Origin of the sequence: Burkholderia sp. AU45274 (genome assembly GCF_030482505.1) — a bacterium.
In the GTDB taxonomy this organism is placed as follows: Bacteria; Pseudomonadota; Gammaproteobacteria; order Burkholderiales; family Burkholderiaceae; genus Burkholderia.
The window spans coordinates 191,833-201,179 of sequence record NZ_JAUJQE010000006.1; the positions used below are offsets into that span (position 1 = coordinate 191,833).

Here is a 9,347-nt window from a genome sequence, read left to right on the forward strand (position 1 = left end):
GCAACGCGATAGAAACCCACTGGGTTATTTCTGGGTATGCGAGACGAAACCGAAGGCCAAAGCCAGATGAAGTATTACAGCAAGCACATCGGCGATTTCGCCACCGCGACGCGTCTCCTTAACCTCACTGAGCGGGGTGCTTACAACGAGCTGATGGACTACTACTACTCCTCCGAAAAGCCGCTACCGGCTGATTTGGACGCGTTGTGCCGCATTGCCGGCGCATTCTCGGAACAGGAAAGAGCCGCTGTGGACAAGGTTTCCAAGCAGTTCTTCGAGAAAGTAGACGGTCAACTGTTCCACGAAAAGATCGAAGAGCAGATCCTCTCTTACAACGAGGAGGCAGAGAAAAATAGGCTGAATGGTGGTAAGGGGGGGCGTCCTCGCAAGACCGACAAAAACCCAGTGGGTAACCCAGAGGGTTCCGTTTCGGATACCCAGAGGCAAACCCAAAAAAAAGCGAATCCAGTAACCAGTAACCATATATCTAAACCTAACGGTTTAGATAAAGGCAAAAAGGCGCCTGTGGCACCTTTTGCCCTGCCCGATTGGATTCCTGAAGTCGCATGGAACGATTTTGTTGCCATGCGAAAGCAGATGCGAAAGCCGATGGGTGAAGCCGCGATCAAGTTGGCCGTCAAGGCCCTTGAAAAGCTCCGCGGCGAGGGAAATGAACCGCAGGCCGTTATCGAGCAATCAATCATGCGGGGCTGGACTGGCTTATTCCCACTCCGTGGCGACTTTGCCAAGACTACAAAGCAAGCGAGCCGTCATAGCGGCTTTGATCAAGTCGATTATCGAGAGGGGGTGAACTCCGATGGGAGCTTTTGAGGCAATTCCGCAAGAGACGCGTACGGCGATCTGCGAACGTCATGGCGACTACGAGTCGAAGGGCATGTCCCTACTCGGTCGTCGCATGATCTGGACTGGTTGCCCAGTCTGCAGCGAAGAGCAAAAGATCGAAGACGAGAAGCAGCGCCGCGCCGACGAAGAGGCTGATCGTCAACGGCGCATGGAACAGCGTCTGAGCCAGTCAGGCATTCCGCAACGCTTCCGCGATCGTACGTTCGATAACTACGTCGCCGATACCGAACCGAAACAAAAGGCCCTGCAAGTCGCAAAGGAGTTTGCCGAGAACTTCGCCGACCATTACCGCGATGGCACAACGGTCGTGTTCTCTGGGAAACCGGGCACGGGCAAAAGTCACCTTGCACTTGCTGCGGCGCTGGTGGTCATGAACACCGGCACGGTAATGTACCTGAACGCGCTTGACTTGGTTCGCATGGTTCGTGACACCTGGCGTCGGGATTCGGAAATGACCGAGAGCGCCGTCCTGAATGAACTGTCGACCGTGAGTCTGTTGATAATCGACGAAATTGGCGTGCAATACGGCACAGACGGCGAGCAAGTGATTCTGTTTGACGTGCTGAACCGCCGCTATCGCGATCTGATGCCGACGATTTTGCTCACGAACCTCGGGGCCAAGGGAATGAAGGAATTCCTCGGGGAACGCAGTTTCGATCGACTGCGCGAAGGCGGAATCTGGGTAGCGTTTGACTGGGAATCGCACCGTGGAAGAAAAACAGCCTGAGCGCCAATGTCGCACATGTCGCCACGCGACCAAAGATCCCGGTAACGAATCGCACTACCGGATCGGCTTGAGAAATTGTGCGCTGCGGCCAGTCTGGTGGTTCTGCAAAGGGAACTATAGCTGCGACAGGTGGGCGGCGAAGTAAGGAGACGGATCGATGGAATCTATAGCGATGAAGTCAAATAGTAGTACTAAGCGCATGCAAGCCCTTGGACGCCTCAAGGTCGGCGCAATGAACAAGACAGAGGCCGCGTACGACAAGGCGCTTGCCGACCGCAAGCATGCTGGTGAAGTAGCTTGGTATCGCTTCGAAGGAATCAAGCTGCGCCTAGCCGATAACACGTTCTATACGCCGGACTTCGCCGTGATGCTTGCCGATGGCGCGATTGAATGCCACGAAGTCAAGGGTTTCTGGCAGGACGACGCCCGAGCCAAGATCAAGATTGCTGCGGATCAGTACCCGTTTCGCTTCATCGCCGTGACTGCCAAGCCAAAGAAGGCTGGCGGCGGCTGGAATGCGGAGGAATTCTGAGATGAAAAAGCCTTGGTCACCCGAAGAACTCGTTCTGCTCGCGCGCGAATACCCAAACTCGCACACGCCGACGCTGGCGAAACAGATGGGGCGCGGCATCGGTGGTGTCTATCAAAAGGCTCTCAGCATGGGGCTCCGCAAGTCGGTTGAATACCTCGCCAGTCCCTTGGCGGGTCGCACGGATGGCAAGCGCGGCGGTGCATCGCGTTTCACGACGGGACACGTTACATGGAACAAGGGCAAGCAAGGTTTAACGGGACATCACCCGAACACCCGGCGCACGCAATTCAAGAAAGGCGAAATGCGCGGCGCGGCGCAACACAACTACGTACCCATTGGCTCGCACCGAATCAGCAAAGATGGCTACCTCGAACGCAAGGTCGCGGACGATCCGGGCATCGCGCCGGCGCGTCGGTGGATCGGCGTGCATCGCCTTGTATGGGAAGCAGCGAACGGCCCTATTCCTGCCGGTCACGTCGTCTGCTTCCTGCCGGGACAACGCACTGCCGATGCCAAAAAGATCACGCTTGATGCACTTGAGCTTGTAAGTCGCGCCGAGCTAGCGCGCCGGAATCATCCCCGATCGCGCAACCCTGAACTGGCGAAGCTGGTTCAACTGAAAGGCGCAATCACGCGCCAGGTCAATCGAATCGCCCGCGAAACGCAGGAGCAACAGTCATGAGCACGATTACTGATATGCGAGAACACCTGATGCAAACACTCGCCGCACTGCGCGATCGGGAAAATCCGATGGACGTCGATCGTGCACGCGCTGTCGCGCAGGTTGCCGGCGTCCTGGTCGACAGCGCCAAGGTCGAGGTCGATTACATCAAGGCGACTGGCGCCGAAGGCGATTCGCTCTTTATCTCGCCGCTGAACAGCGATCCTGAGCGCCTGTTGAGCGGAGACAAGTCAATCATTGAGCGTACATCGACTGGATTTATCCATCGGATGAAGTAATGAATCACGAGATCGCAAACACGGACGCGGAGGTGTGTGATGGCAGCAAGCAAGAAATCGCGTAAGGCATACCGGCCGAAGCCGGTCAGGCTGCACTCATGCCTGATGACCATCGAGCGCAACCGGATCATGAAGCAGGCCGTCACCGAGGATTTCTCCGACGAATTCGAGATGGCCGCCCTCACCGCTTTGGATGCCGTTACGCGCGGTCATGGCACAAAGGATCAATGGGATGTGGTCGCCAATTGCTTGAATCACGGCTGGTTGCTAGCTCGCGCCGGCCTCGGCTCCGAAGCGCGCGATCTGTTCGACGCCGCACACGAAGCGATGCGCCGTATGGTGCCGGCGTACCACGAGACAGGAAAGCTAGCGTTTGTATCGGCTGTAGATCGTTCGACCGTCGAGCAGGCCATCACGACGTGGATCGAGCAACTGAAGATCATCACGATTGGCGAGATGAACGCTGCGCTGGCCGTGGTTGAGCGTGAGTATTGGAAATATCGCGAGGCGGTATGAACGATATCGAAATGCGGGCATATGTGCGCCAGCGCATCAAAAGCGAATTCGGTAGTCAAGCCAAGTTCGCATTTTCGAAGGGTATCAATCCGCGCTTCGTATCGTTCGCATTGACTGGTCGCAAGTCAGTGCCGAAGGCATGGCTTCAACAGTTTGGAATCGAGATTGAATATAGGGTGATGAAATGACTACTGTATCTTCCATGAAGCGAAATCCCAATTGGTCTAAAGAAGATGATGATCGGCTTATCGCCATTTATGCCAGCGGGAATATTTTCGAGCAGCTGAGAAATTTTCCGGGTCGATCGCGCGGGTCATGCATGCGGCGCGCATATCGTCTGAAGATCACTCATGTAGATCATTGGACGGAAGAGCAAGACAACTTATTGCGTGAAGCATATAGCAAAGGCATTCGTCTCAAAATGATGGCGCAGAAAATGCCTACTCGCTCGCTACCCGCCATTAAGGCGCGCTGTCAGAGACTCGGTTTGGTCGGACAATTTAAAGGAAAAAGCGGATCCGATTTTTCATGGATTCGCGAATCTATGCTCGATATTCTCAAACAAGGCAATGTGCTGACGATCGCAAAGCTTGCCTTGCGAGTAGGTTGCAGTGAATCAGGTATCAAACACCAAATAAAGGTGCTTCGTGGAAAACAGATTCACGTCGGAGATTGGGAACATACCGGCCAACGCCAAGTTCCTTGTTTCAAATACGGCAAAGACAAGGACATGCCTCGTCCTAGCCCGCGGAGCAATGCGGAAAACTGTCTTCGCTATCGGACTAAGAATCGCATCAAAGCGAAGAAATATGACCCTTTCGCCGCACTGCTTGGGAACATCCAAGTTCCGGTGGCCGAAAAGGGACGCGTCTATAAGCAAGACATGACGATCCATCTGTACGACGAACTGGAGGAAGCGTGAGCGTCATTTACATCAGCGGTGCCATGTCGGGGAAGCCTGACATGAATTTTCCGATGTTCAACTGGGTTGCGCACGAGCTGCGTCATCAGGGCTGGTCGGTAACGAATCCGGTCGAGATTAATCCTGATCCGTGCGCGTCGTGGCTGCCCTGCATCATCGCCGACATCGAGGCTATGGACGAATGCACTGCGTTCGCGCAACTGCCTGGCTGGGAAGAATCTTTTGGCGCTTGGGTCGAGTACATCGTGGCGCTCAAGCAGCGCAAGACCATCTATCGCGTGTCGCTTGGCGAAGTCGTAACGCTGCGCCGGATGTCAGATCATCCCGTCCGTGTTTGGGCATCGCTGGCTTATGCGAGTCTGTTTCTCTGCCGACGCTTGATGAAGAAAACCGTAGTGACGCAGGAGGTTGTGGCATGAGCATCGGCGACGTGAACTCTAACGAACGCGGCTCGGGCGCGCGATACAACGATGGGAAGCCGCCGTTGGATCTAATTCCATTGCGCGTCATTGCAGACCATTGCATTTCGCACGGGCACAGTGACGAAAAATCTATCGCACTGGAAACGGCTTTGCAGAATCTGGCTTCCTTCCAAGAGAGCGGAAATGACGCATATCTACATCAGGCGATTGGATGGGTCGGTGCTGCATGGGATGAATGCGCCGACGTTATGGGATATGGAACGAAAAAGTATGTTGCATGGAACTGGATTAAAGGAATGCCATGGAGCGTTCCGCTTGGGTGCGCTGCTCGCCATCTCTTGTTCGGGATGATGGCCGGTGAAAAGATCGACCCCGAATCCGGCAAGACGCATCGCGGGCATTTCATATGCAATCTCATGATGCTTATCACATTCTGCAAAACCTATCCGGAAGGCAATGATTTGCCGATCGAATGGCTTAAACCTCGCTGGAAAACTGAACACGCCTCCCGCGAAGACGACGCACGCCTGATCGCAAAGAGCAACGCGGAGGCATTTTAGCAATGCAGTCCCGTCGCGCATCCATTTGTGAGGCAGCTACCAGCACGGCAATCGGCTGCTTCATCAACATGGTGACGAACTACATTGTACTGCCCCATTACGGCATGAGAGTAAGTCTCGTCGACAACGTTGCGCTGACGGCTATCTATACCGCGATTTCCTTTGCTCGCTCATACAGCGTGCGCAGGTTCTTCGCAAACTTTAGGGAACGGAGGAAGGGATGAACTGCAAAGTATGGGATATTGCCGTCGTCACCAAGGACGGCCCGCACAAGGGGCTTGAGGTGTTTATTCTCGAAGAAACAAAAGCACCGCATGTCCATTCATCCGGTTTGCCATCATGGTATGTCGAAGTTCAGGGGCAGGACATCTATTGCAGAAACTCTGATGGTGAATTTGTAGCCACGCGAAATTGCCATATCCCGGACGCGTGGCTAAAAACTGTTGAAGGTTTCGAGGTGCCGGCATGAAACGCTTCGCGATGGCATGCATTTCATTAGCGATAGTTCTTGGCGTCCTTCGTGTGATTGATAAGCCGAGACTGAAGCTATTTGAGACCGTCAATGGCGCGTCCTGCGTCGCAGTCATCGGGACATTTGGTTCGGTTGCGCTTTCATGCGATTGGAATGGAGATGGCCCAACTGGTAACACGAAGACACATTTGGAGAGAACATGAACAACACCGCCGAACTGATCGTGCGCATCAGCAACACGACGCACGCCATTGCCGAGGCTTCAGCGAAGGGCTTCCTGAACAACCCGAAGGCCGCGGCACTGGCAACCGAACTGAAAGACATGGCCGAGAAGCTGGAAGAACTTGCGCTGGCTGAGTGTGTGGGGAGGAAGGTATGAGCGACGAAGCCGAAATCAGAATCTTCGACGCGTTGAACTGGATCCGCGACAACGCGCCCGCCTACGCCAAGGCGAAAGCGGATCGTATCTACCTCGAAGAGTTCCGCAAATCGAAGAAGGCACTGCTGATGCGCAAGGCGGAATCGGCCGGGCATAAGGCGGCGGTGGCTCAGGAGCGCGAAGCCTATGCCGACGAGGACTATCAACAGCATCTGCTGGCTCTGAGCGCCGCTGTCGAGGAAGAAGAGCGCTTGCGCTGGCTGATGGTGGCGGCGCAGGCGCGGATTGAGGCATGGCGCTCGCTTGAAAGTTCGCGGCGCATTGAGGCGAGAACAGTCTGATGCCAAACAGAGCAGATTTATCGGGCCAACGCTTCGGAAGGCTCGTGGCCATTCGCCCACTTCCGAAGACTATTGCTGGGGAAAGACTTCGGTGGGCGTGTATCTGTGATTGTGGCGTTAGCCACGATGTCACGGCACAGGCTCTATCGAAGGGAAACGTGCGTAGTTGTGGGTGTTTGCAAAAGGAGATGGCCGCCAAACTTCTGTACGACAAAGGCTTTGTTGGAAACACGGACCTCTCCTTGGCGGGACCAAAATCCAAAACCAAGCATGGCATGCACCTCACCAAGGAATATCAGGCATGGAACGGCATGAGGAGCCGATGCCTGAATCCGCGTTCGCGGTCCCATCAAAGCTACGGCGGTCGCGGCATCAAGATCTGTGAAAGATGGCTTGACTTCGAAAACTTCTTTGCCGATATGGGGCCAGCTCCAGACGGTATGACGCTGGAGAGGAAAGACGTGAATGGAAATTACGAGCCGAATAATTGCATTTGGGCGTCCGACGAGGCGCAGAGAAATAACAAACGGAATAGTCTCCTCATTGAATATCAAGGTCAGGTGAAAACAGCCACCCAATGGGAGCGCCACTTCTCATTGAGGCGCGGCCTAGTCGCATATCGATATAAGCATGGCTGGCCCCTTGAGGAGTTGTTTTCCCGACCCGACTCGGCGCGTAGAAGGCGCCCATGAAGAGGTCGGGTTTTGCTCCCCGTAAAAGCTCACTTAAGCGCGGAAGTTGGGAGAAGAGATCCTCACCCCTACCCGAAAGCACCAAGCCCGCGCGCAAGACGGCGATCAAGGCGCGGGTGAAGCGTCCTACTGTGGCGGAGGGATCTAAGTATTTGGCTGCATGCCGTGGGGAGCCGTGCTACTTGCTCGCAGTGCATGGCTGGACTGGCTACGAAGATCCAACCGTGGTCCCGTGCCATAGCAATTTCAGCAAGCACGGTAAGGCTGGCGCGCGGAAGGCTGATCATCGCTACAGCGTGCCTGGATGTATGTGGTGCCATGCATGGCTCGATACAGGGGCGGAGATATATGAGGTAAAAGTCGCGACATTTGATAGCGCGCTCGCTCGATGGGAGCCAGTGCGCGCTCGAAAGATGGGCATCCAAACCGAAGAACTGGAGGAAACATGAATCTGTTCAAAAAACTGTTCGGACGCAAGAAGATCACTGTTACCGTTACGCAGTCGCACGTCACGACCAAGCGAAGCGCCGCCAGATATCCGTCGTCGAGCTACAGCGCATATCAATCAGCGCCGCGGCATGATGATTCTACCGATCTGATTAATCCGCTCAATCCGCTGAGCCCGATTAGCCCGTTCAACCCTCTTCACTCGTCGATCTATTCCAGCCCGGAGCCGTCGACGAGCAGCAGCTTCGATTCATCGCCCACAACAAGCAGCCACGATTGCTCATCGAGTTCCAGCCATGACTACAGCAGTTCGTCGAGTTCATGGGATTCTGGCAGCGGCAGTTGCGATAGTGGGTCAAGCAGTTTTGACACGGGATCGTCTAGCAGCGGCTCGGATTGGTAGGAGGACATATGACCAACACCATCGAATTCCGCCGCTTCGGCCGCAGACGCTGGTTCTTCTGCATGTGGGAAGACGAGCCTAAGCTTTTTGGTTCTGCGAGCACTGCTGAGGCATGGGCGGCGGCGCAGGGGTTCAAGGCTGTGTTTGTGGAGACGAAATGAAAGTCATTGTTTGTGGTGGGCGAGACTATGGACAAGACGAGCGCGAAGAACGACGTCTGTTCGATGTGCTAGACGCTCAGCATGCGCTCAGGCCCATCGAACTTATCATCCAAGGTGCTGCACGCGGAGCCGATACTATGGCGAAACTTTGGGCTGAAGCGCGATCTGTCGACTGTCTTTCGGTACCTGCTAAGTGGGAAAAAAATGGGCGCGGTGCCGGCCCGATCAGAAATGCTCGCATGCTCGACTACGCACCTGATCTAGTCATCGCGTTCCCCGGTGGGCGAGGCACGGCAAATATGGTTCATCAAGCAAAAACTGCCGGAGTTAAGGTAGTGGAGGTCAAATGAGCGCCCTAGCCACCACAATCCGCCAACTATCCGGCCGTCTCGCCCTGCTTCGCGCCGAGCGTGAGCGCTACCAGGCGCTGTGTGCCGCAGCATACCAACTCGCCGGAACCGTGAACGCGCCAGTGCGATTCCTCGATGCGTTCTCGGATGGCGCAAACGGTGAGATCGAGGCGCGGCAGAAGACGGAGGATTTGTTGCCGGTTGATCCGCAAGAGACGGGCGCGTTTCCGGCATGGTCGGACGACAATATCGTCTCCATGCAAGCCGAGATCGAGCAGCTTCACGAAGACCTCCAAGCCGCCAAGCTACTCGCTCACGCCAATGGGGAGATGTTTCGGGCGGAGAAGGCGGAGCGAGAGCGACTGGCCGAGGAATTGCGTACGCCCCAATACACGCATGTGGAAACGGGCCGAATTGGCTCGCTTTGGGCCAATGGACTTTCGCGGGAGGCAGCCGAGGAAGGATTCATGAACTATCCGGGTGCGTTGGTGACGGTGTATTACGGCAGAAAATGGACCTTTGCGAACATGGCTGAATTCGTTTCGGGGCCACCCTTCCCACTCGCAACCGATTGATTTATCAGTTATAATATGCAGTGC

At 55.3% G+C, this 9,347-nt stretch carries 19 protein-coding genes; all 19 read left to right on the forward strand.

What is annotated here, in order from left to right; genetic code table 11:
- Window positions 1–66: 66 nt before the first annotated feature.
- Entirely contained in the window at window positions 67–831 is a 765-nt protein-coding gene (locus tag QZM35_RS22855; RefSeq protein WP_301776815.1) for a YdaU family protein, read from the forward strand.
- Window positions 818–1,591: an ATP-binding protein gene (locus tag QZM35_RS22860; RefSeq protein WP_301776816.1), complete on the forward strand. Its 774-nt coding sequence runs from the start codon at window positions 818–820 to the stop codon at window positions 1,589–1,591. Before QZM35_RS22855 ends, QZM35_RS22860 begins: the two co-directional genes overlap by 14 nt.
- A gap of 199 nt (window positions 1,592–1,790) precedes the next feature.
- Complete coding sequence (locus QZM35_RS22865; protein ID WP_301776817.1) at window positions 1,791–2,123, forward strand: DUF1064 domain-containing protein; 333 nt, start codon at window positions 1,791–1,793, stop codon at window positions 2,121–2,123.
- A gap of 1 nt (window position 2,124) precedes the next feature.
- Entirely contained in the window at window positions 2,125–2,805 is a 681-nt protein-coding gene (locus QZM35_RS22870; RefSeq protein ID WP_301776818.1) for an HNH endonuclease signature motif containing protein, read from the forward strand.
- Complete coding sequence (locus tag QZM35_RS22875; protein ID WP_301776819.1) at window positions 2,802–3,083, forward strand: hypothetical protein; 282 nt, start codon at window positions 2,802–2,804, stop codon at window positions 3,081–3,083. Before QZM35_RS22870 ends, QZM35_RS22875 begins: the two co-directional genes overlap by 4 nt.
- 39 nt (window positions 3,084–3,122) lie before the next feature.
- Window positions 3,123–3,599, forward strand: coding sequence for a hypothetical protein (locus QZM35_RS22880; RefSeq protein WP_301776820.1), 477 nt, complete (start codon window positions 3,123–3,125; stop codon window positions 3,597–3,599).
- Window positions 3,596–3,787 (forward strand): hypothetical protein, encoded by a 192-nt coding sequence (locus QZM35_RS22885; RefSeq protein WP_301776821.1) that lies wholly within the window; start codon window positions 3,596–3,598, stop codon window positions 3,785–3,787. Before QZM35_RS22880 ends, QZM35_RS22885 begins: the two co-directional genes overlap by 4 nt.
- Window positions 3,784–4,521, forward strand: coding sequence for an SANT/Myb-like DNA-binding domain-containing protein (locus QZM35_RS22890; protein WP_301776822.1), 738 nt, complete (start codon window positions 3,784–3,786; stop codon window positions 4,519–4,521). Before QZM35_RS22885 ends, QZM35_RS22890 begins: the two co-directional genes overlap by 4 nt.
- Window positions 4,518–4,940 carry a DUF4406 domain-containing protein gene (locus tag QZM35_RS22895; protein WP_301776823.1) on the forward strand — a complete coding sequence of 141 codons (423 nt, stop codon included), beginning with the start codon at window positions 4,518–4,520 and terminating at the stop codon, window positions 4,938–4,940. Before QZM35_RS22890 ends, QZM35_RS22895 begins: the two co-directional genes overlap by 4 nt.
- Window positions 4,937–5,503, forward strand: coding sequence for a dATP/dGTP diphosphohydrolase domain-containing protein (locus QZM35_RS22900; protein ID WP_301776824.1), 567 nt, complete (start codon window positions 4,937–4,939; stop codon window positions 5,501–5,503). The genes QZM35_RS22895 and QZM35_RS22900 overlap by 4 nt, the downstream gene beginning before the upstream one ends.
- Window positions 5,504–5,723: 220 nt before the next feature.
- Window positions 5,724–5,972, forward strand: coding sequence for a hypothetical protein (locus tag QZM35_RS22905; protein WP_301776825.1), 249 nt, complete (start codon window positions 5,724–5,726; stop codon window positions 5,970–5,972).
- Between the two features lie 202 nt (window positions 5,973–6,174).
- A complete protein-coding gene (locus QZM35_RS22910) occupies window positions 6,175–6,354 on the forward strand; it encodes a hypothetical protein (RefSeq protein ID WP_301776826.1) in 180 nt (59 codons plus the stop codon).
- Window positions 6,351–6,695, forward strand: coding sequence for a hypothetical protein (locus QZM35_RS22915; protein WP_301776827.1), 345 nt, complete (start codon window positions 6,351–6,353; stop codon window positions 6,693–6,695). Before QZM35_RS22910 ends, QZM35_RS22915 begins: the two co-directional genes overlap by 4 nt.
- A gap of 188 nt (window positions 6,696–6,883) precedes the next feature.
- On the forward strand, window positions 6,884–7,387 hold the full coding sequence (locus QZM35_RS22920; RefSeq protein WP_301776828.1) for a hypothetical protein: 504 nt from the start codon (window positions 6,884–6,886) through the stop codon (window positions 7,385–7,387).
- Window positions 7,384–7,836, forward strand: coding sequence for a hypothetical protein (locus tag QZM35_RS22925; protein ID WP_301776829.1), 453 nt, complete (start codon window positions 7,384–7,386; stop codon window positions 7,834–7,836). The genes QZM35_RS22920 and QZM35_RS22925 overlap by 4 nt, the downstream gene beginning before the upstream one ends.
- Window positions 7,833–8,237 (forward strand): hypothetical protein, encoded by a 405-nt coding sequence (locus QZM35_RS22930; protein WP_301776830.1) that lies wholly within the window; start codon window positions 7,833–7,835, stop codon window positions 8,235–8,237. Before QZM35_RS22925 ends, QZM35_RS22930 begins: the two co-directional genes overlap by 4 nt.
- A gap of 8 nt (window positions 8,238–8,245) precedes the next feature.
- Window positions 8,246–8,398, forward strand: a complete 153-nt coding sequence (locus QZM35_RS22935) for a hypothetical protein (protein WP_301776831.1) — start codon at window positions 8,246–8,248, stop codon at window positions 8,396–8,398.
- Complete coding sequence (locus QZM35_RS22940; RefSeq protein WP_301776832.1) at window positions 8,395–8,748, forward strand: DUF2493 domain-containing protein; 354 nt, start codon at window positions 8,395–8,397, stop codon at window positions 8,746–8,748. The genes QZM35_RS22935 and QZM35_RS22940 overlap by 4 nt, the downstream gene beginning before the upstream one ends.
- Entirely contained in the window at window positions 8,745–9,323 is a 579-nt protein-coding gene (locus QZM35_RS22945) for a hypothetical protein (protein ID WP_301776833.1), read from the forward strand. Before QZM35_RS22940 ends, QZM35_RS22945 begins: the two co-directional genes overlap by 4 nt.
- The last annotated feature ends 24 nt before the right edge of the window (window positions 9,324–9,347 follow it).

Bases quoted from the DNA above. Each gene is read 5' to 3' on its own strand.
- QZM35_RS22915 (WP_301776827.1), top strand. From the start codon at position 6,351: ATGAGCGACGAAGCCGAAATCAGAATCTTCGACGCGTTGAACTGGATC.
- QZM35_RS22905 (WP_301776825.1), top strand. From the start codon at position 5,724: ATGAACTGCAAAGTATGGGATATTGCCGTCGTCACCAAGGACGGCCCG.
- QZM35_RS22930 (WP_301776830.1), top strand. From the start codon at position 7,833: ATGAATCTGTTCAAAAAACTGTTCGGACGCAAGAAGATCACTGTTACC.
- QZM35_RS22890 (WP_301776822.1), top strand. From the start codon at position 3,784: ATGACTACTGTATCTTCCATGAAGCGAAATCCCAATTGGTCTAAAGAA.
- QZM35_RS22935 (WP_301776831.1), top strand. From the start codon at position 8,246: ATGACCAACACCATCGAATTCCGCCGCTTCGGCCGCAGACGCTGGTTC.
- QZM35_RS22875 (WP_301776819.1), top strand. From the start codon at position 2,802: ATGAGCACGATTACTGATATGCGAGAACACCTGATGCAAACACTCGCC.
- QZM35_RS22920 (WP_301776828.1), top strand. From the start codon at position 6,884: ATGGCCGCCAAACTTCTGTACGACAAAGGCTTTGTTGGAAACACGGAC.
- QZM35_RS22870 (WP_301776818.1), top strand. From the start codon at position 2,125: ATGAAAAAGCCTTGGTCACCCGAAGAACTCGTTCTGCTCGCGCGCGAA.
- QZM35_RS22865 (WP_301776817.1), top strand. From the start codon at position 1,791: ATGCAAGCCCTTGGACGCCTCAAGGTCGGCGCAATGAACAAGACAGAG.
- QZM35_RS22940 (WP_301776832.1), top strand. From the start codon at position 8,395: ATGAAAGTCATTGTTTGTGGTGGGCGAGACTATGGACAAGACGAGCGC.
- QZM35_RS22900 (WP_301776824.1), top strand. From the start codon at position 4,937: ATGAGCATCGGCGACGTGAACTCTAACGAACGCGGCTCGGGCGCGCGA.
- QZM35_RS22945 (WP_301776833.1), top strand. From the start codon at position 8,745: ATGAGCGCCCTAGCCACCACAATCCGCCAACTATCCGGCCGTCTCGCC.
- QZM35_RS22855 (WP_301776815.1), top strand. From the start codon at position 67: ATGAAGTATTACAGCAAGCACATCGGCGATTTCGCCACCGCGACGCGT.
- QZM35_RS22860 (WP_301776816.1), top strand. From the start codon at position 818: ATGGGAGCTTTTGAGGCAATTCCGCAAGAGACGCGTACGGCGATCTGC.
- QZM35_RS22880 (WP_301776820.1), top strand. From the start codon at position 3,123: ATGGCAGCAAGCAAGAAATCGCGTAAGGCATACCGGCCGAAGCCGGTC.
- QZM35_RS22910 (WP_301776826.1), top strand. From the start codon at position 6,175: ATGAACAACACCGCCGAACTGATCGTGCGCATCAGCAACACGACGCAC.
- QZM35_RS22885 (WP_301776821.1), top strand. From the start codon at position 3,596: ATGAACGATATCGAAATGCGGGCATATGTGCGCCAGCGCATCAAAAGC.
- QZM35_RS22925 (WP_301776829.1), top strand. From the start codon at position 7,384: ATGAAGAGGTCGGGTTTTGCTCCCCGTAAAAGCTCACTTAAGCGCGGA.